Annotated in this window: 18 protein-coding genes and 1 tRNA gene; 12 read left to right on the forward strand and 7 right to left on the reverse strand. The window is 72.2% G+C overall.

Annotation, left to right across the window (positions count from 1 at the left end):
• Positions 1-134: 134 nt before the first annotated feature.
• A complete protein-coding gene (locus M6G08_RS07455) occupies positions 135-446 on the reverse strand; it encodes a hypothetical protein (protein ID WP_272586385.1) in 312 nt (103 codons plus the stop codon).
• A 12-nt stretch (positions 447-458) separates the two neighbouring features.
• Entirely contained in the window at positions 459-737 is a 279-nt protein-coding gene (locus M6G08_RS07460; RefSeq protein ID WP_031186080.1) for a hypothetical protein, read from the reverse strand.
• A gap of 79 nt (positions 738-816) precedes the next feature.
• On the opposite strand from M6G08_RS07460, the gene M6G08_RS07465 reads away from it, so the two are divergent.
• The gene (locus M6G08_RS07465; protein WP_272586386.1) at positions 817-1575 is read left to right on the forward strand and encodes a GntR family transcriptional regulator; all 759 of its coding nucleotides are present in this window, start codon (positions 817-819) and stop codon (positions 1573-1575) included.
• A gap of 195 nt (positions 1576-1770) precedes the next feature.
• A complete protein-coding gene (locus M6G08_RS07470; protein WP_272586387.1) occupies positions 1771-1956 on the forward strand; it encodes a DUF1918 domain-containing protein in 186 nt (61 codons plus the stop codon).
• Positions 1957-2124: 168 nt separating this feature from the next.
• Here the strand turns inward: M6G08_RS07470 and M6G08_RS07475 are convergent.
• Positions 2125-2209 (reverse strand) — tRNA-Ser (locus M6G08_RS07475).
• Positions 2210-2271: 62 nt separating this feature from the next.
• A complete protein-coding gene (locus M6G08_RS07480; protein ID WP_272586388.1) occupies positions 2272-3873 on the reverse strand; it encodes a S1C family serine protease in 1602 nt (533 codons plus the stop codon).
• 323 nt (positions 3874-4196) lie between these two features.
• Between M6G08_RS07480 and M6G08_RS07485 the strand changes: the two genes are divergently transcribed.
• The 3 genes from M6G08_RS07485 (at position 4197) to M6G08_RS07495 (ending at position 7370) form a co-directional block, all read left to right on the forward strand.
• Entirely contained in the window at positions 4197-5024 is an 828-nt protein-coding gene (locus M6G08_RS07485; RefSeq protein ID WP_272586389.1) for a glycerophosphodiester phosphodiesterase, read from the forward strand.
• Between the two features lie 190 nt (positions 5025-5214).
• Positions 5215-5853 carry an ATP-binding protein gene (locus M6G08_RS07490; RefSeq protein ID WP_272586390.1) on the forward strand — a complete coding sequence of 213 codons (639 nt, stop codon included), beginning with the start codon at positions 5215-5217 and terminating at the stop codon, positions 5851-5853.
• 551 nt (positions 5854-6404) lie between these two features.
• Positions 6405-7370 carry a DUF5926 family protein gene (locus tag M6G08_RS07495; RefSeq protein ID WP_272586391.1) on the forward strand — a complete coding sequence of 322 codons (966 nt, stop codon included), beginning with the start codon at positions 6405-6407 and terminating at the stop codon, positions 7368-7370.
• A gap of 243 nt (positions 7371-7613) precedes the next feature.
• Here the strand turns inward: M6G08_RS07495 and M6G08_RS07500 are convergent, their stop codons facing one another.
• Complete coding sequence (locus tag M6G08_RS07500; RefSeq protein ID WP_272586392.1) at positions 7614-8444, reverse strand: hypothetical protein; 831 nt, start codon at positions 8442-8444, stop codon at positions 7614-7616.
• A 56-nt stretch (positions 8445-8500) separates the two neighbouring features.
• Entirely contained in the window at positions 8501-9166 is a 666-nt protein-coding gene (locus M6G08_RS07505; RefSeq protein WP_272586393.1) for a bifunctional DNA primase/polymerase, read from the reverse strand.
• A gap of 648 nt (positions 9167-9814) precedes the next feature.
• On the opposite strand from M6G08_RS07505, the gene M6G08_RS07510 reads away from it, so the two are divergent.
• Together M6G08_RS07510 and M6G08_RS07515 are read left to right on the forward strand one after the other, a co-directional pair.
• Complete coding sequence (locus M6G08_RS07510; protein ID WP_272586394.1) at positions 9815-11329, forward strand: PP2C family protein-serine/threonine phosphatase; 1515 nt, start codon at positions 9815-9817, stop codon at positions 11327-11329.
• A 133-nt stretch (positions 11330-11462) separates the two neighbouring features.
• Positions 11463-12938, forward strand: a complete 1476-nt coding sequence (locus M6G08_RS07515) for an aminopeptidase P family protein (protein ID WP_272586395.1) — start codon at positions 11463-11465, stop codon at positions 12936-12938.
• An 88-nt stretch (positions 12939-13026) separates the two neighbouring features.
• On the opposite strand, the gene M6G08_RS07520 is transcribed toward M6G08_RS07515, so the two are convergent.
• Positions 13027-13488 (reverse strand): ATP-binding protein, encoded by a 462-nt coding sequence (locus tag M6G08_RS07520; RefSeq protein ID WP_272586396.1) that lies wholly within the window; start codon positions 13486-13488, stop codon positions 13027-13029.
• A 284-nt stretch (positions 13489-13772) separates the two neighbouring features.
• On the opposite strand from M6G08_RS07520, the gene M6G08_RS07525 reads away from it, so the two are divergent.
• The 5 genes from M6G08_RS07525 to M6G08_RS07545 all read left to right on the forward strand — a co-directional run bounded on the left by M6G08_RS07525 (position 13773) and on the right by M6G08_RS07545 (position 18826).
• Positions 13773-14609, forward strand: coding sequence for a hypothetical protein (locus M6G08_RS07525; protein WP_272586397.1), 837 nt, complete (start codon positions 13773-13775; stop codon positions 14607-14609).
• Between the two features lie 132 nt (positions 14610-14741).
• Complete coding sequence (locus M6G08_RS07530) at positions 14742-15494, forward strand: YcnI family copper-binding membrane protein (protein WP_272586398.1); 753 nt, start codon at positions 14742-14744, stop codon at positions 15492-15494.
• 125 nt (positions 15495-15619) lie between these two features.
• Positions 15620-16270, forward strand: a complete 651-nt coding sequence (locus tag M6G08_RS07535) for an SCO family protein (RefSeq protein WP_272586399.1) — start codon at positions 15620-15622, stop codon at positions 16268-16270.
• Positions 16267-16776, forward strand: a complete 510-nt coding sequence (locus tag M6G08_RS07540) for a copper chaperone PCu(A)C (RefSeq protein ID WP_272586400.1) — start codon at positions 16267-16269, stop codon at positions 16774-16776. Before M6G08_RS07535 ends, M6G08_RS07540 begins: the two co-directional genes overlap by 4 nt.
• Positions 16777-16789: 13 nt before the next feature.
• A complete protein-coding gene (locus M6G08_RS07545) occupies positions 16790-18826 on the forward strand; it encodes a copper resistance CopC/CopD family protein (RefSeq protein ID WP_272586401.1) in 2037 nt (678 codons plus the stop codon).
• The last annotated feature ends 6 nt before the right edge of the window (positions 18827-18832 follow it).

Genomic DNA, 18832 nt, shown 5'->3' on the forward strand with positions numbered 1-18832 from the left:
GATCACCGGCAGGTCGACCGGCGCAGGAGATGGCGACCCTTCCGCACAGGCTGTGTGCGTTCCGACCCGGCATGCGGTCGACCGGTAGGCAGCAGCCCCGGTTTCCGAAACGTGGAGGCGTTGACGAGGAGGCATCAGCGAGCACCTGCCAGGACCGAGAACGCCTCAGCCGACAGTCGCGGCGCCACGACCATCGAGCGTTGGCGTGCGCGCTGCCGCTCCCAGGCCAGCACGTACGGACGGACGAGCACGTTGTCCTCGCCCAGGAGCAGGTGAAGGCGGTCAGCGGTGTCCGGCATCCAGTCCGGGACGGCCGGCGGTTCTACGGCGAGCGCGGGAGGCGTCGCAACAGCCGTTTGGGACGGCGTTAAAGCTCGGCGGTGCCTGCCCTTGGGGAAGTACCGCGCTCTGGCGAGCGAGACGGCACGGCGGATACGGTTGAGCACGCTGCTCAGCTCCTATCGCTGATAGCTCGGTCCCCCGACATCGCCCGTCGTGGGGGCCGCTTTGCGTACGACCGCCCAAAGGGTGCGGCCGTTCAAGCTGGTGGCGTGAAGCCCGAATCGATCGGCCTCCGCCACAACTTCCAGGACCTCCCGCCATGACTCGGCGGAGAGCGATTCCGGCACCTCCGCCTCGACCGACGTGCACCGGTCGCGCTCCTCCACACGCGTGGTGAGCCCGACCGCCGATAACCGGGCGGCGATGGCCTCCGCGCTCACTCGCGAAGCGGGCACAAGGAAGCCTCCGTCACTCGGCGATCACTTTGAGTGAAGCTAGTTAACTAGGTTAGAGCTAGTGGACTAGATTTTCCATATGCCTGAGCAGCCGCCCTATCTCCGCATCGCCGACGAGCTACGGCAGCGGGTCGCGGAGCACGTGTGGGAACCGGGGGACCGGCTGCCCTCCCGCGCGCAGATCGGCCAGGAGTACGGCGTAGGCGAGAACGTCGTCCGCAGGGCTCAGGAGCTGCTGATCTCCCAAGGCGTATTGGAGGGCCGAGCCGGTTCGGGCACCTACGTCGCCGAGCCCCGGCAACGCGTACGTGTGGTGCGGTCGTCCGCACGCGAGCAGCCCGAAGGGTCGCCGTTCCGGGCGGACATGAAGGCCGTCGGCAGGCAGGGCGACTGGGAGAGCAGGACCGACGCCAAGGTGCCGGCCCCGGCGGAGGTCGCCGCCCGACTCGGTATCGCCGAGGGCGAGCTGTGTGTCCGAACCGCGTACGAGTTCCTGGCCGACGGCAGGCCCGTGCAGCTCTCGACCAGTTGGGAGCCGTACGACCTCACCGCCGGCAGTCTCGTCGTCCTCCCCGAGGGAGGGCCGCACGCCGGGGCAGGCGTCGTGAATCGGATGGCCGCCATCGGCATCACCGTGAGCCATGCCGTGGAGCAGCCCGAGCCCAGGCAGGCGACCGCCGAGGAGGCGTCACTACTCGGCATTCAGAAGGCCGCGCTTGTCACGCACATCCGGCGGACGTACTACAGCGACCAGGGACGGCCCGTCGAGACGGCGGACATCGTGGTGCCCGCGGCTCACTGCGAGATCGTGTACGAGATTCCGATCAGCCGCGCGTAGGTGACGGCGTGGCCGGTAGGTCGCTCACGCGGTAGACCGCCGTCACTCACCCGGGCGAGTTCTGTCCCGCGCCACCAGGCGACGGGCGTTGAAGCCCCGCATGCTGATGGAGCCCCCACGTACCTTGCGGGCGGACGAGCGCCCGCTCTCCCCTGGCACGGTCTGAGAACGCGACCCATGAACGGAGCCCGACTCATGCAAGCAACTGTCGGCGACAGAATCCGAATGCGCAGCCAGTCGGGCGCCTCAGCGGACGGTGAGATCGCCGAGGTGAAAGGGCAGAACGGCGAACCGCCGTACCTGGTGATGTTCGATGACGGTCACCAAAGCCTGATTTACCCCGGGCCCAACTCCGACTGTGAAATCAATCCCGAGGCTTAAAGATCGACCGGACACGCCCCAGGCGGCAGGCCCCTCAGGGCATGCCCCAGCCGTGCCCCTTCCGTGCCCGATCGGCCGGGGAATCGCGGGGAACGGCGGTCCTCGGCGGGTAGTGCACACGCCGACGGCCCCCGACCGTAACGCCTGGTCAGGGGCCGTCAAACACCGCGGTGGGTGTGGGATTTGAACCCACGGTGACTCGCGCCACGACGGTTTTCAAGACCGTTCCCTTAGGCCGCTCGGGCAACCCACCCCGCGCCGCTCGTGATCGACGGCGCGGGGACAAGGGTAGCGGGTCGGGGGGCGAGGGTGGGATCAGTCGTCGCCGATCTTGGAGCCCAGAGTGAGTTCCGTGGTGTGCTGCTTGCCGCCGCGCTCGTAGGTGACCGTGACCTCGTCGCCGGGCTTGTGGGTCCAGATCTCGCCGATCAGGGTCGGGCCGCTGTCGATGACGCGCTCGTCGAGCTTGGTGATGACGTCACCGGACTTGAGGCCGGCGTCGTCAGCGGGGCCGCCCGGTTCGACGGGCTCGGAGCCGTTCACGCCCTGCTCGGTGATTTTCGCGCCGTTCGTCGTCTCCTCGAGGGAGACGGAGGCGCCGATCTTCGCGTACACCGGCTTGCCGGTCTTGATCAGCTGCTTGGCTACGAACTCGGCCTGGTTGATGGGGATGGCGAAGCCCAGGCCGATCGAACCGGCCTGGCCGGTGCCGAAGCCGCCGTTGCTCGTGGACTGGATGGCGGAGTTGATGCCGATGACGTTGCCCTGCGCGTCGAGGAGGGGGCCGCCGGAGTTGCCCGGGTTGATCGACGCGTCGGTCTGGAGGGCGCTCATGTAGGAGGCCTTGCTGGCGCCGCTGCCGTCGCTGGAGGCCACGGGGCGGTTCTTGGCGCTGATGATGCCGGTCGTCACCGTGTTGGACAGGCCGAAGGGGGCGCCGATGGCGATCGTGGAGTCGCCGACCGCCACCTTGTCGGAGTTGCCGAGGGGGAGGGGCTTGAGGTCCGAGGGGGCGCTCTCGAGCTTGATGACCGCCACGTCGTAGCCCTGGGCGTGGCCGACCACCTGGGCCTCGTACTTCTTGCCGTTAGGGAACGTGGCGCTGAGCTTGCCTCCGTCCACCGCCTCCGCCACCACGTGGTTGTTGGTGACGATGTGGCCCTGCTTGTCGAAGACGAACCCGGTGCCGGTGCCTCCCTCGCCGTTGCTGCCCTCGGCCTGGATGGTGACCGTGCTGGGCAGCGCCTCGGCGGCCACTCCGGCGACCGTGCCCGCGTCGCGCTTGACGGAGCCGCCGGTGTCGGAGGCGGAGACCGTGGTGGAGCCGGACTCGTCGTTGTTCCTGGCCAGGGTGTAGCCGAGGCCGCCGCCCAGGCCGCCCGCCACCAGTGCGGCGACCAGGAGCCCGGCGACCAGTCCGCCCCGGCCCCGGCCGGCCTTCGGAGCGGGGGGCTGGTACGAGGCGCCCCAGCCGCCCGCGCCGTAGCCACCGGCGCCGTAGCCACCGGCGCCGTAACCACCACCGCCATGGCCCTCGCCGCCATGGCCCTCGCCGCCATGGCCGTCGCCGCCTCCTCCGCCGTAGGGCGGGGTGCCCGGGGGCGGGGGCGGGGGCCAGGAAGCGTCCGGGGCGCTGTGCGTCACGCCGGGAGTCTGGTGCGCCGCCGGGTCGTGGGGGGCGGGAGGAGAGTCCTGGTGGGGCGAGTCGGGTGCCTGGGCGGCGGGTGCGGCGGCGGGGACGGACGCGGGTGCGGCGGGTGCCTGGCCGTCCTGCGGCTGCGGTGCCGTCGGCGCGGGGGACGGCTGCTGGGGGTCCTGGCGGGGGTCCTGGCGGAGGGAGGCTGCGGGAGAGTCCACCGGCACTGGAGGCGCGGACGGGGCCGGGGGTACCGCGGTGCCCTCGTTCTCGGTGCTCACAGCTTCTCTCCTCGTTCCACGGCTGTCTTCCGGTCCACGGGTCTTTCCCGGTCCACGGGCTGTTTCGTCACATCGGCCCACCTCGGCCGCGCTCACGCGGTGCTCCGCGGTCCGGCGCGGCGCGGATGTGCGGTGTTTTCGTATGCCATCAGCTTTTCCCACGGGCCGTCAGAGCACCATAAGCGGTTGCTGTGGGTCCACGGACAGCCTTTACATGAGACATCCAAGACTAAACGGACGTACTGGCGACGGCCGCCGACGGCTCCGACGGCTCCGACGGCTCCGACGGCACGTATACCCGCGCGCGGTGGCACCATGACGCGGTGACCCACGCACGACAGCACCCGATCCAGGTCGTCGCCCACCGCGGCGCGTCCGAGGACGCTCCCGAGCACACCCTCGCCGCCTACCGGAAGGCTATCGAGGACGGGGCGGACGCCCTCGAGTGCGACGTGCGCCTGACCGCGGACGGCCACCTGGTCTGCGTGCACGACTGGCGCGTCAACCGTACGTCCAACGGCCGCGGCGCGGTGTCGGCCCTGGAGCTCGCCGACCTGGCCGCCCTGGACTTCGGCGCCCGCAGGACCCGGGAGTTCTGGCGCACGCGCGACGAGCAGCCCGACTGGGAACACCGGCCCGAGGACCGGGAGGAGACCTCCGTACTGACCCTGGAGCGCCTGCTCCAGTTGGTGGCCGACGCGGGGCGGCGGGTGGAACTGGCCATCGAGACCAAGCACCCCACGCGCTGGGCGGGGCAGGTGGAGGAGCGGCTGCTGCTGCTCCTGAAGCGGTTCGGACTCGACGCTCCCGCCTCGGCCGCCGAGTCCCCGGTGCGCGTGATGAGCTTCTCGGCCCGCTCGCTGCACCGGGTGCGGGCCGCGTCGCCGACGCTGCCGACGGTCCACCTGATGCAGTTCGTCTCGCCCCGGCTGCGCGACGGCCGACTGCCCACCGGTGTCCGGATCGCGGGCCCCTCGATCCGGATCGTGCGCAACCACCCCGCCTACGTCGAGCGCCTGAAGCAGGCCGGCCACCAGGTGCACGTGTGGACCGTGAACGAGTCCGACGACGTCGATCTCTGCGCCGACCTGGGCGTCGACGCCATCATCACCAACCGGCCGCGCGCGGTACTGGACCACCTCGGCCGCTGATGCGGCGCTGCTTCGCCACCGCCGCCGCCTTCGTCGCTGATTCGCCGCCGCCTTCGTCGCTGATTCGTCCGGAAACCTTGACCCGGCGGGCTCTCTGGCCCATTCTCCGGTCTCGGCCACACCGACGAAATCCAGCCACGAAATTACGGGGAGTGCTCCGGCGCGTTCGGTACGTGTTCGACCGTGTCGAATGCGTCACTGGACGGGGACCGGCCGGTTTCCGGTTCAGGCCAGAAGGGCATCCACACCGTGGCGTGGGGCGAAGGAGGTCTCGGGGGTGGCGTTGGTGGTGGCACAGGAGGTGCCCACGTCGTCGAGCATGGCCGTTCCCCATGGCCCTGCGGGCGTGGGGCGGGCGCGGCGCCGGATGCGCGAGCAGTTGCGCGGCGGCGGTGTGGCGGAATCGGTCATCGACGACGCCGTACTGGTCCTTTCGGAGCTTTTGAGCAACGCGTGCAAGCACGGCCGTCCACTGGGCGACGCCCTGGCGGGGGACGGTGACGTCCGCGCCGCGTGGCAGGTGGACGCGGCCGGACGTCTCCTCGTGGAGGTCACGGACGGCGGCGGCCCGACCCGCCCGGCACCGGCGACCCCCTCGGTCACCGCGCACGGCGGCCGCGGGCTGAACATCATCACCGCGCTCGCGGACGACTGGGGCGTACGGGACGACGCCCGCGGGGAGGTCACGGTCTGGGTCGTCGTCCACGGCGACGTGCACGACCCGGACGCCGGGCACCGGCGGGACGACTTCGCCACCCGGATCACGGCACCCGCGGTGTCGGAGATCCCCGGGCTGGACTTCGCGGACGCCTTCGACGACGTGGGCTGACCAGCGCCCGCGCGGCGCACGGCGATGGCCGTCGCCCCTGCGGCCTGCCCGGGACACGGTGCGGGCGGACGGTTGGTCGGTCGGTCGGTCGGTCGGTCGGCCCGACGGTCACGTGGTGCGCGGCGGCAGCCGTCCCGGCGGCGCCCGCGCGACCCACGTACACACGGTCGGTCGGCCCGCGCGGCGGGTGAGCCGACCGCTGCTACGGACGCGGTCGCGGCCGCGGCCGCGGTGGGAGACGACCGTCGGCAGCCCGTCATCCTCGAACAGCCCGCTGTCCATCGGCAACCTGTCGTCCGTCGGCGGCGATCCCGCCGTCTGTCGGTGACCCGCGGCCCATCGGCAACCTGCCGCACATCGGCGCCCCGGTCGCGCAGCCCCGGTCGCGCAGCCCCGGTCGTGCACCCGTATCAGCCGCCACCCGAACCAGCCGTCCACCGTCGGCCCGTTGTACACAACGGGCCGGTTGTCCACAGGGCCCCGTCGGCCGGAGTGGGACCGGCTAGGCTCGCGCCCGTACGAGACTGAGCCGCAACCGGGAGACACCCACGATGGCCAAGAAGCGACCCCAGACGAAGGCCAAGCGGCCGCAGCTCACGGACGGCGAGATCCCGGTGGTCGGCGCACGCGAGCCCTGCCCGTGCGGCAGTGGCCGCCGCTACAAGGCCTGTCACGGCCGTGCCGCCGCACAGGCCACGACCGAGCTGGTGCAGCGCCCGTTCGAGGGGCTGCCCGGCGAGTGCGACTGGGTGGCCCTGCGCGAGCTGGTACCGGCGGCCACGGCCGAGCTCACCCTGAGGGACGGCCTGCCCGAAGGCGTCCCGTCCGTCACGCTGGCCACCGTGCTGCCGATGGCCTGGCCCGCCCTGCGCCGCGACGACGGCTCCGTCCTGCTCGGCCTGCAGAACGACACGGCTTCGGGCGACATCAGCCGCGACCTCGCCGACACCCTCCAGCGGGCGCTGACCGCCCAGCCGGGCACCCCCGTACAGGGTCGCCGCGCGCCGTCCGACGGGCCCCGGCTGCAGGACCTGCTCGCTCCCGAGGGCTCGTTCCGGCCCGAGGTGCACGCGGGCTTCGAGTTCTGGGTCCCGGACCCGGAGAACGCCACCCCGGAGGTGACCGCCTCCCTGGAGCGCGCCAACGCCGCGGCCATCCCGACCGTCCGGCTCCAGGGCGTGGACTTCGCCTACTGGTGCGAGACACCGGACAAGAACCATCTGCGCTGGGTCATGCCGCACGAGGAGGAGCGACTTCTGGACGCTCTCGCCCGGCTGCACGCGGCCGGCCGGTCGTCGCTCGGCGAGGGCACCCGCCTCGTCGGCTCGTTCCGGGCGCACGGGCTGACCGTTCCGGTGTGGGACCTGCCGAGCGAGGTCACCGCGCAGGACATCGAGAAGCCGGCGGCCGAGTTCGCGGAGCGTCTCGCCGAGGCGCTGGCGGCCGACACCCCGCTCAGCCCGGACGAGCGCCGGGCACGCGGCGGCCTGACCAACCGGCAGGTCACCCTCAGCTGACCCCCGCCGCGGTAGCCGTCCCGGCTGACCGACCGGTCAGCCGGGGCACCCGGCGCCACACGCGTGACTCCAGTCACAACTACCGCCCTGAACAGGCCAGTCGATGACCGGAAAACGGGAGATCGAATTTGCTAACCGCCGATCTCTTGTTACCGTTCGAGTAGCCCGGTTGCTGGTGCATCCCCCGTCGCCAGCAACCGGGTCTTTCCATGCGCCGGGTCGCCCACGCATCGCGACCGCTCCTCAACTCCCCGTTTCCGTCGCCGAGTTGTCGAGTCGGCCGTCTCCACTCCTGACGCCCCCGTCGCTCCCGCCGCGCCCGCCGCCCACGGCACCACCGCTTCCGGCACCGCCGTCACTACGGTTACTCCCGGTGCGCAGCAGCAGCGGCCCGTACCCCGCCCGGCCCGCGAACTCCGCGACCGCGGTGTACGCCGCGGGTCCGCCGCGCACGGGCTCCCTCGGCGTCTCGCAGGTGCCCGGCGCATCCTCGGCGCCGACCTCGCAGCGCATCCGCAGGCTGCGCCCGTCGGGCCCCAGAAGGCTCAGCACGGCTTCCAGCGGGTCACCGGTCGCGTTGCGGTAGTAGGTCCGCGCCCAGGTCCGCGTGCCGCTCCCCGTGCCCTGGGTGAGGACACAGGTCTGGGCCTCGACGCCCTCCGGGGAGGTGAGTTCGGGACCGCAGCGCACCGCGGTGGCCGGTCCCGCGGGCAGTGGGGAACGGGCGGGCGCGACAGCCCCGGCCCGGCCGCGACCGGCTCCTTCGTCGGCTCCCGCGCCCCCGGGCGCCTTGCCGTCGCCACCCCGCGAGAGCAGGGGGACGGTCGCGGGGGTCTCCTCCGCGTCGCCCGGCCCGTCACCCGACGGCCCCGCGGACGCCACCGCGAACGGCAGTACGACCGCACACACCACGACAGCGGCGAGTCCGTACAGCCGGACCCGCCGGCGGTCCGGCCGGCCCGGGCGCGGCAACGCGCGGCACTGCCCGGCCACGCGGCACTGCCCGGCGACGCGGTACCGCCCGAAGACGCGGTACCGCCTGGCGGCGCGGTGCTCCCCTGCATGAAGCGGCATGGGGCGGACGATAACGACGGCGGGCGGGCGCGCCCTTCCGCGCGCGCCGGACACCCTTACAACTCGGGCGCGCTCACACCCGTACGAGTGAGGGCGTCGACCACCGCGTCCACCACGGCCTCCACATCGGGCACCCAGGGCGAGGCGGAGCCGGGCAGCGGGGCCCGCTCCCAGCGGACGGCGCCCGGACCGGTCTCGGACGGCGGCAGCGCGAGATAGCCGCCCTCGCCGTGGAACCGCAGCGAGCCGGGCACGAAGTCCTTCGCGTACAGCAGCTCGCCCAGCTGCTCCATGGAGTACGGCCGCACCAGCAGCGACCAGCGGGTGGGCGAGGCGACGACCGGACCGAGCCGCATGCCGGCGCGGTCGAGCGCGGCCAGCGCGCGGGCGGCGGGCAGGGCGGGCAGGGAGACGGCGCAGGGGGCGCTGCCCCCGGTGGCCAGGACGATCGGCGCGGTGGGCCGGTTGCTCCACCACCAGCGCACCATGCGCGCGTCGGTGGTGGCCGCGAGGAGGCCGGGGTCGAAGGGATGCGCGCCGGGCACCGTGCACTCGGCGTCGGGACAGCCGCAGCGCGACCGCGCCCGCGGGTCCGCCGCCACTCCCGGGAGTACGGGCCACTGCCATTGTGTCGCGTAGGTCAGGGCCGCGCCGATGAGCTCAGGCCGCCCGTCGTCGTGCTGGGACAAGAGCCTGCGTCGCCTTCCGAGGATCTCGCGCATGAGCGCTCGTTCCTTTCCGTTGCACGCCTGGCAACACCGTGGTCACATCACCATGTGTCGATCACTTCGCTGTGCGTAGCTGGTGGCGCATCACACCCCTGCCGAGGCCATCTTCCGCCGACGACGCCTCCGCCAAGGGCGAGGAGAAGCCCTGTAGGCCGAGCACTGACTGCGTCCGGGACGGTACGTCCGCACTGCGTCCATCAAAAGCATGGGCGTGGCGCGGGGGTGGCGAAGTCTGGCGTTTTGCCGTCGCGCGTATTTCTCTCCGCCTCCGCCACGGGAGGATGGGGCACGGTCGTCGGTGGATAGGACGCCCGGGTCCGCCGCCAGGTTCCGAGTGGCTCCCAACCACCCCTGGCCTTCACCGAGTACGTACCCATCACGACCGTTGTGACGCTCCGTAAAGCACCCCCAGTCGACCGCAACAAGAGGTCCTCCAGGGCAGTTTCAAGCCATTTTCTCTTTTCCGCAAGAGGTCGAGAAGGAGGACACTCACACCCCACGGACACCAGGAATCCCAGCAGGACAATGCTGGACATCTCCTTACGAGTGCGTGTACATGTGGAGACACTGCTAGCGGCGCAGAATGACATGGGGGTTCGCGATGCTTTTGAGCAGTAAGCGCCGGTCGGAAGGCCGGACGCCATGAACGCCCCGCACTCTGCGAAAGTGGCCGGAATCGATTCAACGGTTCCGTCCCCCGCACACACTGTCGCGTCCGCCGCCCCGGGCACCTGCCCGGCCGCGCCGCAGAGCGCCACGTACACCGCGGACACCGCGGAGACCGCGGACACCGCGAACGTCACGGACCGCCCGGGCACCCCCTGCGCCCCCGGCGCCCTGCTCCAGGACCGGCTCGCCGGCTGGGTCTCGGACCTCACCACCCTGCACGAGCTCACCGAGCGCCTGGTCCGTACGGACTCCCTGGCCGACGGACTGCAGGAACTGCTGCGCGCCGGAGCCGTCCTGGTGGGCGCCCGGCGTGGTCTCGTCACCCTGGAACCGGCCGACGGCCTGGGCCCGGACACCACCGTCGGCCTCGGGCTCGCCCGCGCGGACCTGGGCCACATCGAGACGGTGCCCCGCGACGCCCTGCCGCACGGGCGGATTCTGGACGGGCTGCCGGTCGGTGAGGGCGGGCTCGCCGAGCCGGACCTGTTCGCCGAGAAGCTGCTCGACCCCCGCCACCGCGAGGTCGCCGCCCGCCTCGGTTACGCCGCCAGCTACGCACTGCCGCTGTCCGCGGAAAGCAGCGCGAGCACCGGAGCTGCCGGAAGTACCGGAGACAACGAGCGCGCCGAACGCACCGCGCGCCTCGGAGCCGCCGTCTGGTTCTACGACGAGCCCGCCGAGCCCGACGCACGACAGCGCCACCTCGCGGGCCTCTACACCCGGTACGCCGCACCGCACCTGGCCCGGCTGCTGGAAGTCGAGCGCACGCGCGCGTCCATGGCGACGCTGGCCGAGGAACTGCTGCCCTCCCGCCTGCCCCGCGTGCCCGGCGTCCAGCTCGCCGCCCGGCACCGCACCGGGCCGCGCGGCGGCGGCGACTGGTACGACGCCCTGCCGCTGCCGGACGCCGCGCTCGGGCTCGCCGTCGGGTCCGTCACCGGGGCGGGGCCCAGCGCGGTCGCCGCGATGGGACGGCTGCGCGCCTCCCTGCGGGCGTACGCCGTGATGGAGGGCGAGGACCCGGTCGCGGTCCTGTCCGACCTGGAACTGCTGCTGCGGCTCACCGAACCCGCCCGCTCGGCCACCGCCCTCTTCGGCTACTGCGAGCCCGCGCTGCGCCGGATCACCCTGGCCGGCGCCGGACACAGCCCGCCGCTGCTGATCGGGCAGCGGCGCACGGAGTACGCCGAGACCTCCGTCTCCGCGCCGCTGGGCATGCTCGCCTGCTGGGAGGCACCGAGCGTGGAGGTGCAGGCCGAGCCGGGAGAGACGGTTCTGCTGTACACCGACGGTCTGCTGCACCGCACCGGCGGCCCGGCCGACCGCGCCTTCGCCCGACTGCACGCGGCGGCGGCCGGCGTGCCCCGGGCCGCGCGGCAGGACCCGGACGCCGTCGCCGAGCACGTCCTGCGCACGGTGCTGCCGGACGGCAGGGCCGAGGCGGACTCCGAGGAGGACGTGGTCCTGCTGGCGGTCCGGTTCGATTAACGGACGTCGACACCGGGTCCGTGGCGGATAACGGACGGTAGCGCTTCCGTGTAACAGGCCCTTCGGCCCTGGGCCCCCTTCCGTACGACCGTACGATGGGGGGTGGTCCAGTGCCGTACTGAGGAGGATGACCGTGGCGGAGGAGCTCACCCCGGAGAACCCGGAGAACCCGGAGACCCCGGACGAGACCGAGGAGCCGATCAAGCAGCGCAAGAACGGCCTGTACCCCGGCGTGTCCGACGAGCTGGCCGAGAACATGAAGTCCGGCTGGGCCGACACCGAGCTGCACGACCTGGAGCCGATCGCCCAGGCCGCCGAGACCGCCGCCCGCCGCGCCGCGCTGTCCGCCCGCTTCCCCGGCGAGCGCCTGGTGATCCCCGCGGGCAACCTGAAGACCCGCTCCAACGACACGGAGTACTCCTTCCGCGCCTCGGTCGAGTACGCGTACCTGACCGGCAACCAGACCGAGGACGGCGTCCTGGTCCTGGAGCCGAGGGACGACGGTCACGAGGCCACGATCTACCTCCTGCCCCGCTCGGACCGTGAGAACGGCGAGTTCTGGCTGGACGGCCAGGGCGAGCTGTGGGTCGGCCGCCGCCACTCCCTCACCGAGGCCGCGAAGCTGCACGGCATCCCCGCCTCCGACGTGCGCGAACTGGCCGGCGCCCTCCGCGAGGCCACCGGCCCCGTGCGCGTCGTGCGCGGCTACGACGCCGGCATCGAGGCGGCCCTGACCGACAAGGTCACCGCCGAACGCGACGAGGAGCTGCGCGTCTTCCTGTCCGAGGCCCGCCTGGTCAAGGACGAGTTCGAGATCGGCGAGCTGCAGAAGGCCGTCGACTCCACCGTGCGCGGCTTCGAGGACGTCGTGAAGGTCCTCGACAAGGCCGAGGCGACCAGCGAGCGCTACATCGAGGGCACCTTCTTCCTCCGCGCGCGCGTCGAGGGCAACGACATCGGCTACGGCTCCATCTGCGCCGCCGGCCCGCACGCCTGCACCCTGCACTGGGTGCGCAACGACGGCCCGGTCCGCTCCGGCGACCTGCTGCTGCTCGACGCGGGCGTGGAGACGCACACGTACTACACCGCGGACATCACGCGCACGCTCCCGGTCAACGGCCGCTACAGCGAGCTGCAGAAGAAGATCTACGACGCCGTGTACGACGCCCAGGAGGCGGGCATCGCGGCGGTCAAGCCGGGCGCCAAGTACCGCGACTTCCACGACGCCGCCCAGCGCGTGCTGGCCGAGCGGCTCGTCGAGTGGGGCCTGGTCGAGGGACCGGTCGAGCGCGTGCTGGAGCTGGGTCTGCAGCGCCGCTGGACGCTGCACGGCACCGGTCACATGCTCGGCATGGACGTCCACGACTGCGCCGCCGCGCGCGTCGAGTCGTACGTCGACGGCACGCTGGAGCCCGGCATGGTCCTCACCGTCGAGCCCGGCCTCTACTTCCAGGCCGACGACCTGACCGTGCCCGAGGAGTACCGGGGCATCGGCGTGCGCATCGAGGACGACATCCTCGTCACCGCGGACGGCAACCGGAACCTGTCCGCCGGGCTGCCGCGCCGGTCGGACGAGGTCGAGAAGTGGATGGCCTCGCTGAAGGGCTGACACGACCGGCACACGAGCGACGGCCGGGCACCGCGAAGGTGCCCGGCCGTCGGCGTGCCGACGATGGGCCGAGGGGGCGCCGACGGGGTCACACCGCCACCAGCGGTGTGTCTTCCCGCCACTTGAGGATCTTGTCGAAGCTCACCACTGACCCGGAGCGGCCCGGCGTGCCTCCGATGTGGACGTGGTCGGCGAGTTCACGGATGAGACACAGACCCCGCCCGCTCTCCGCCTCGGCCGGAGGCGCGGGAGGCAGTACGCCCGCCCCCGCGACGGCGGCGGGAAAGCCCGGTCCGGTGTCGGCGACCTCGATACGGCACCGTTCACCGTCGAGGTAGGCCGTGACGCGGTACGCCTCCGAGGGGCCGCCGGGCTCGTCGTCGCCGCCGTGCTCGACGGCGTTGGCACAGGCCTCGCTCAGGGCGACGGAGAGGTCGAAGGAGATGTCCGGGTCGACGCCCGCGGTCTCCATGGTGCCGATCAGCAGGCGTCGGGCCAGGGGCACGCTCGCAGCCTCGCGCCGCAGATGGAGTGACCACCAGATGCTCATGCTCCAGCCTCCCGGCCGCGGCTCGACATACCGATACGTATTGCCCTCCGTACCCGGACGTAAGCACGCTGTCCGCCCCGGACCGCCCGAACGGCGGATGCGTCCCTGCCGCCGATCGGTGTATGCGGGGCGGCTCGCACCCGGCAATGATCTTCCTGTCCTTCTTCCGGCCCCTTACGGTCCCTTCCGGTCTCTTCCGCCTTCTTTCCCCCACTTCCGGTCGTACGGCATCTTGTGGACCTGCCGTACGGGGCGGGCGGCGCCAGTGCGATGATGAGGCCGCCATGACTGCCCCCCACTCGCCGACGCGTTCCGGGAACGATCTCCGGATCCTGCGGGCCGCGGTGTTCGCCGCGGTCTGCGTCGTGCTGGCCGCGGCGGGGCACACCCTCGCCTCCTGCGCCGGCGTCCCGCTGTGGTCGCTGGGCGCTGGGTTCCTCGGGGCGGTCCTGGTCGCCGCGCCCCTCGCCGGACGCGAACGCTCCCTGCCCGGCATCGCGGTGCTGCTCACCGTCGGCCAGACGGCCCTGCACGCCCTCTTCGGGCTGGGCCAGCACGGCACCACGGCGGTCACGGCCGCCGGTGCGGCCACGGGTGGTTCGGGTGCGCCGTCCGACGCCTCACTGATCCAGCAGGCCGCACGGCTGGTCTGCGGGACCACCGCGGCGGCGATCAGTCCGGCCGAGGCCCAGCGCATCCTCACCGACGCGCGGATCGCCCCGGCCACCGACGCCCACTCCGGCGCCGCGCACCAGTCCGCCGACGCACTGGCCGGCACCTCCGCCGCCCTGCTGCCGTCCCTGCCGATGCTGCTCGGTCACGTCCTCGCCGCCCTGGCCGCCGGCTGGCTGCTGCGCCGCGGGGACCTGGCCCTGGCGCGGCTGGTCGAACTGTCGGCGCAGTCGGCCCACTCGGTGGCCGAGGCGGCCTTCGTCCGCGCCCTGCGCGCGGCGCTCTTCCTGGTGCGCGCACTGCACGCCGGTCTCGCCGGCGCTCCCGGCAAGGGTCCGCGCCCGCCGCGGGCCGCCCAGCCGGTACCTCCCCGTCCGTGCGCCACCGCGCTCCAGCACACGGTGATCAGGCGCGGACCGCCGAGCGACGCGTTCACTCTCGCCGTCTGACACGACGCGACCGCTTCCGGAGCACGGAGGGGCCGCCGTCGTGCGGCACGCGCGCCTGCGCGCGCTCCTCCCGTCGTCCGACATCCGTCACCGGCTCCGTACCGGTGACCCACTCGAAGCGGAGTGCCCCCCATGAAGGCTTCCCGTATCGCCGCCGCCGGCGCCGTCTCCGGCATCGCCGTCCTCGCCCTGTCCGCCCCCGCCTCCGCGCACGTCAGCGTGCAGCCGGAGGGCCCCGCCGCCAAGGGCGGCTACGCGACCGTCGGCTTCAAGGTCCCCAACGAGCGCGACAACGCCTCCACCACCAAGCTGGAGATCAACTTCCCCGCCGACCACCCGCTGGCCTCCGTGATGCCGCAGCCGGTCCCCGGCTGGAAGGCCGAGGTCACCAAGTCCAAGCTCGACAAGCCGCTGGACTCGCACGGCAAGCAGCTCACCGAGGTCGTCACCAAGGTGACCTGGACGGCCGAGGGCAAGGGCATCGAGCCCGGCTACTTCCAGAAGTTCCCCGTCTCCCTCGGCGCACTGCCCGAGGACACCGACCAGCTGGTGTTCAAGGCGATCCAGACGTACTCCAACAAGGAGGTCGTGCGCTGGATCGAGGTGCCGCAGGAGGGCCAGGAGGAGCCCGAGACCCCGGCGCCGGTGCTGGAACTGTCCGCTGCCGAGGACGACGCCCACGGCGCGTCGGGCGCCAAGGCCGGTGACGACACCGAGGCGGCCGCGCAGAACACGGCCGCCGACAGCTCCTCCTCGTCCGGCTCCGGCGACAGCAGCGACACCACCGCCCGGGTCCTCGGCACCGTCGGCATCGTCGTCGGCGTCGCGGGCGTCGCGTACGGCGTGCTGGCGGGCCGCCGGCGCGACTCCGGTGCGTCGGCGTAACCACGCCCGCGCCGGTGTGCCGGCGTGACCACGTCGGCACACCATCTCGTCCGGTGCGCGCCGGAACCCCGTCGGTGGACGGACCCGGCGCGCACCCGAGCACCTCACATCTGGGACATTTTCCTATGCGCAAGAAGACGTTCGCCGCGGCCGCCCTGCTCGCCGCCGCATCCCTGACCCTGTCCGCGTGCGGCAGCGGCACCGACAGCGACAAGCCCGTCACCGTGGTCTCCGAGGACACCGGCCAGCAGGCCGCCACCGTTCTCGACAAGCCCTTCGAGAAGCCCGACCTGGTCCTCACCGACACCCAGGGCAAGGAATACGACCTCCGCGAGCAGACCGTCGGCAAGCCCACCCTGATCTACTTCGGCTACACCCACTGCCCCGACGTCTGCCCGCTGACCATGAACAACATCGCGGTCGCCAAGAAGCAGCTGTCCCAGGCCGAGCAGGACAAGCTCCAGATCGTGTTCGTCACCACCGACCCGGAGCGCGACACCCCGGCCGCGCTCGGCAAGTGGCTCAAGGGCATCGACCCGCAGATCGTCGGCCTCACCGGCGACTTCGACACCATCCAGGCAGGCGCCCGCACCCTCGGCATCTCCATCGACCCGCCGACCAAGGACAAGGACGGCAAGATCGTCTCGACGCACGGCACCCAGGTCGTCGCCTTCTCCCCGAAGTCCGACGCCGGCTATGTGCTGTACGGCGAGGACGCCACCGTCGAGGACTACACCAAGGACCTCCCCAAGCTCATCAAGGGGGAGAACCCGTGAGGCACACGAGGACCCCGAAGGGCCTGCGCGGCCGCCCCGCCCTCGCCGCCTTCGCGGTGAGCGGCGCGCTGGTCCTCGCGGGCTGCGGCGGTTCCGGCTCGGACTCGTCCGGCTCCGGTGCCGAACTCTCCGTCGGCGCCGCCTACATACCGCAGCCGGTCTCCGACTCGATGGCGGCGGGATTCCTCACGATCACCAACAAGGGCGACGCCGAGGACCAACTGACCTCCGTGACGAGCGAAGCCGGTGACGTCACCGTGCACGAAACCGCCGGCGGGACGATGCAGGAGGTCGACCGCCTCCCGATCCCCGCACACGGCGAACTCGTACTCGAGAGCGGCGGCAACCACCTGATGATCGAGAAGCTGACGCAGCGGCTCGAACAGGGTGAGACCGTCTCCGTCGAACTGCACTTCGCCCACTCCGACCCCGTCACGGTCGAGCTCCCCGTGAAGGCGGCCACCTACCGGCCCACCACCGGACACTCCGAACACACCGGACACTGAGGGAGGGACCACCTTGACGCAGACCACCGCCCCGCGCGTCCGGACCCTGGTGCTGCTGTTCCTGGCCGCGGCCTGCGCCTTGCTCGCCGCCGCCGGACCGGCCTCCGCGCACGCCGCGCTCACCGGCAGCGATCCCCAGCAGGGGGCGGTGGTCGACAAGGCTCCGGCCCAGGTGTCGCTCACCTTCTCCGAGTCGGTCTCCATGGACGACGACTCACTGCGCGTCCTGGACCCCAAGGGCAAGCGCGTCGACGAGGGCAGGCCCTCCGGCACCGGCGGCACGACCTACACCGTGAAACTGCACGCCGGGCTGCCCGACGGCACGTACACGGTGACCTACCAGGTCGTCTCCGCCGACAGCCACCCCGTCGCCGGGGCCTACACCTTCTCCGTCGGCGCCCCCTCAGAGACCTCCGTCTCCGTCTACACCACCGAAGCGGGCGGCGGGGTCGTCGGCTGGCTCTACGGACTCGGGCGGTACGTGTCGTACGCCGGTTTCACCGTCCTGGTGGGCGGCGCCGCCTTCGTCCTCGCCTGCTGGCCGCGCGGCTCCGGGGTACGGCCCGTGCAGCGGCTCGTCGTCACCGGATGGCTCGCGCTGACCGCCGCCACCCTGCTGCTGCTCCTGCTGCGCGGCTCCTACACCGGCTCCGGGAAGTTCGGTGACGTCTTCGACCTGACCCTGCTCGGCGAGGTACTGCAGACCAAGTCCGGTGCGGCGCTGGTCTCCCGGCTGCTCCTGCTCGCGGCGGCCGCCCTGTTCGTGGCGGTCCTCTTCGGGGCCTACGACAAACGGGAGGACGAGGAGAAGCGGGACCTCAGCTTCGGGCTCGCGATCGGCGGAACCGTCGTGGCGGCCGGCCTCGCGGCGACGTGGGCGATGTCCGAGCACGCCTCCGTCGGCCTCCAGGCGGGCATCGCCATGCCCGTCGACGTCGTCCACCTGCTCGCCGTCGCCGCCTGGCTCGGCGGCCTCACCGCCCTGCTCGTCGCTCTCTACCGGGCGTCCGCGGAGACACCCGTCCCCGCTCTCGCCGTACGCAGGTTCTCCCGCGTCGCCTTCGGCAGCGTGGTGGCGCTGGTGGCGACCGGTACCTACCAGTCCTGGCGTCAGCTCGGCTCCTGGACGGCCTTCACCGACACACGGTACGGGCAGCTGCTCCTCGTCAAGATCGGGCTCGTGGCCGTACTGGTCGGCATCGCGTACCTGTCGCGTCGATGGACGGCGCGGCTGGCGGAGAACGAACCGGCGCTGGTCCGGCAGCGGGAGGGCACAGCGGAGGAACCGGAGGCGGCGAAGGCGGCGAGCACGCTGGAGAAGACCGCCGCCGGGAAGGCGTCCGGCGCGGAGTCCGCCACCGAGTCCGGCGTGGAGTCCGCCACCGAGTCCGGCGCGGCGAAGGAAGCCGGCACCGCCGAGGCAGCCGGCACGGCCAAGGTTTCCGCCGCGGCCGCAGGATCCGGTGACTCCCGGCGAGCCGCCCAGCTCGCGCGGCAGCGCGCCGCCATGGACGCCGCCCGGCGCAAGAGACAACGCGACGCCGACCCCCAGCGCTTCGGCCTACGGCGCTCCGTGCTCGCCGAGGCGGGGGTCGCCGTCGTCCTGCTCGCCGTGACCACCGTGCTGACCCAGACGGAACCGGGCCGCACCGAGCAGGAGGCCAAGGCCGCCGACCCGTCGTCCTCCGCCGCCGCGTCCGCCTCCTCCGGAACGGTGACCCTGGACATGCCCTTCGACACCGGCGGCCAGAACGGCAAGGGCGTCATTCGGGTCGAGCTGGACCCCGCCCGCGTCGGCGCCAACGACCTGCACCTCTACGTCGAGCGCCCGGACGGCACCGCCATCGACATCCCCGAGGTGAAGGTCGCCTTCACCCAGGAGGCCAAGGACATCGGGCCCCTGCCCGTCGTCCCCGACCACATCACCACCGGACACTGGTCGGCGAGCGGAGTGCAGATCCCGATGGCCGGCGACTGGGAGGTCGCCGTGACCGTACGGACCTCCGACATCGACCAGGCGACCGTCTCCAAGAACGCGCAGATCGGCTGAACCGCA

It is taken from the genome of Streptomyces sp. M92, from assembly GCF_028473745.1.
GTDB lineage: Bacteria > Actinomycetota > Actinomycetes > Streptomycetales > Streptomycetaceae > Streptomyces.

Bases quoted from the DNA above. Each gene is read 5' to 3' on its own strand.
- M6G08_RS07495 (WP_272586391.1), top strand. From the start codon at position 6,405: ATGGCCAAGAAGCGACCCCAGACGAAGGCCAAGCGGCCGCAGCTCACG.
- M6G08_RS07500 (WP_272586392.1), bottom strand. From the start codon at position 8,444: ATGCCGCTTCATGCAGGGGAGCACCGCGCCGCCAGGCGGTACCGCGTC.
- M6G08_RS07525 (WP_272586397.1), top strand. From the start codon at position 13,773: ATGACTGCCCCCCACTCGCCGACGCGTTCCGGGAACGATCTCCGGATC.
- M6G08_RS07530 (WP_272586398.1), top strand. From the start codon at position 14,742: ATGAAGGCTTCCCGTATCGCCGCCGCCGGCGCCGTCTCCGGCATCGCC.
- M6G08_RS07490 (WP_272586390.1), top strand. From the start codon at position 5,215: ATGCGTCACTGGACGGGGACCGGCCGGTTTCCGGTTCAGGCCAGAAGG.
- M6G08_RS07470 (WP_272586387.1), top strand. From the start codon at position 1,771: ATGCAAGCAACTGTCGGCGACAGAATCCGAATGCGCAGCCAGTCGGGC.
- M6G08_RS07465 (WP_272586386.1), top strand. From the start codon at position 817: ATGCCTGAGCAGCCGCCCTATCTCCGCATCGCCGACGAGCTACGGCAG.
- M6G08_RS07520 (WP_272586396.1), bottom strand. From the start codon at position 13,488: ATGAGCATCTGGTGGTCACTCCATCTGCGGCGCGAGGCTGCGAGCGTG.
- M6G08_RS07510 (WP_272586394.1), top strand. From the start codon at position 9,815: ATGAACGCCCCGCACTCTGCGAAAGTGGCCGGAATCGATTCAACGGTT.
- M6G08_RS07535 (WP_272586399.1), top strand. From the start codon at position 15,620: ATGCGCAAGAAGACGTTCGCCGCGGCCGCCCTGCTCGCCGCCGCATCC.
- M6G08_RS07505 (WP_272586393.1), bottom strand. From the start codon at position 9,166: ATGCGCGAGATCCTCGGAAGGCGACGCAGGCTCTTGTCCCAGCACGAC.